The organism is Dyella sp. 01N36, assembly GCF_056399745.1.
Map to the genome: position 1 here is coordinate 1 of NZ_JBFTRY010000353.1, position 1,675 is coordinate 1,675.

A 1,675-nucleotide genomic window follows, 5' to 3' on the forward strand; every position below is an offset into this window, starting at 1 on the left:
CAGTAGGGCAGCGGCCCTTGTGACTTCCCCTGCCCGCCCTTACCTCCCCTTCTTATGCCTACCGACCTCTCCGCCCAGACCCTGTTGATCGAAGGCACCGACGCCGCGGCCTTTGCGCAAGCCCAGTTCACCAGCGATGTCCAGTCGCTTGCCGTCGGCCACTGGCAGTTCAGCGCGTGGCTCGATGCCCAGGGCCGCGTGCTTGCCTTGTTCCAGCTCGCATGTATTGCCGATGACTCGTTGCTGCTGCTGTTGCGCGGCGGCGATGCATCGTCGATGGCGGCATCGCTGCAACGCTTCGTGTTTCGCTCCAAGGTCAAACTGAGCGTGCCCGATCCGCGCGCACTTGCCACCGGCGCAGCACTCACGACGTACGCCGTGCATCGTGAAGGTGATGCGTACGTGTTCGGTTGCGGTGATCACAGCGTGATCGTCGGCGCCGCGGTTGCCGATGATGCGTGGCGAGCGCTGCAAGTTCGCGCAGGCTGGCCGTGGTTGCCGAATGACGCATTGGGCGCGTTGCTGCCGCCCGCTATTTCGCTCGAGCGTCTGCAAGCGGTTGCGTTCGACAAAGGCTGCTATCCCGGCCAGGAAATCGTGGCGCGCCTGCACTATCGCGGCGGGCACAAGCGGCATATGCATTGCGTCGTATTGTCGCAGTTTGTGAGCGGGGGCACCGTGCTGCACCGTAACGGTGACAACAGCATTCAATTGCTCRATGTGGCGAATGACGATGCAACCTTTCGAGCGCTTGCAGTCATAGACGATGGTCTAATGAATTCGCTTGACGATGCATCGCGTATCGACACTGACGAAGGCATTCGTTTGCATGTCGTGCAGAGTTGGTCTGCATGATGAAACAAACAGGCGCAAAGATTCACGAAGCGAGACGGCAATGTGAGTGTGACGTGAACCTGAACTGCGAGGCACTTGCCAGATCAGAAATCGGCCACTAGTCTCGCCAACCAATTCGATAGACACCCACTGCCCTGGGTGTCCACATACGCGACGAACCGGAGGGGTCCGGATCAGCGCGACCCGACAGAGATGTCGGTGTATCCAATGCCGCCCCTTGGCGCGGCTGACGTTGCAGGCAACGCGGTCCTTAGTACCCGATCTATGCCCTTGCAGCACCACAAGTTTTGAGCGGCACCGGAACAGCCGCTCGACTGGCCACAATCCCGTGGCAAACCGCCTGACCACAAGTTTCGGTCGCGGCGATCAATCCAGGTGGAACGGCCTGCCCGCCCGTCCACCGCAACGGCGCGTGAAGTCAGCAGTACCGACCTCACGCGTACAGCACGTTGGAGGCAGACTCAATGAAACTTTCCATGCTGTTGTGGTTAGCGTCCGTGCTACCCCAGCCCCTCGCGGACCAGACCTGCCTGGCCACGACGGTGTATCTCGAGGCACGCAGTGAATCGACCCTCGGCCAGTACGCCGTGGCCGAAGTTGCTCTTCGTCGTCGCGATCGCGGCACCTGGGGCGACAATGTTTGCGAGGTGGTCAAGTCGCCGCGGCAATTCGCATTGACAACCACCGCAAGCACGTTCGAAGTGACCGATCTGAACTCCTGGACCAAGGCGTGGAAGATTGCTGGTGATTCGATCAGCAATTGGAGCCTGCCAAAGGGAGAGCGCACCGTGTACGTGCCGCAAGCAGATCACTTCGCCAC

The 1,675-nt window shown here is 60.6% G+C and carries 2 protein-coding genes; both read left to right on the forward strand.

Annotated elements, in window-relative coordinates; translation table 11 throughout:
• Positions 1-198: 198 nt before the first annotated feature.
• The gene (gene ygfZ / locus AC1DMG_RS22020; protein WP_477181141.1) at positions 199-855 is read left to right on the forward strand and encodes a CAF17-like 4Fe-4S cluster assembly/insertion protein YgfZ; all 657 of its coding nucleotides are present in this window, start codon (positions 199-201) and stop codon (positions 853-855) included.
• A gap of 464 nt (positions 856-1,319) precedes the next feature.
• On the forward strand, positions 1,320-1,675 hold a 356-nt coding region (locus tag AC1DMG_RS22025; RefSeq protein ID WP_477181140.1), incomplete at its 3' end, for a cell wall hydrolase.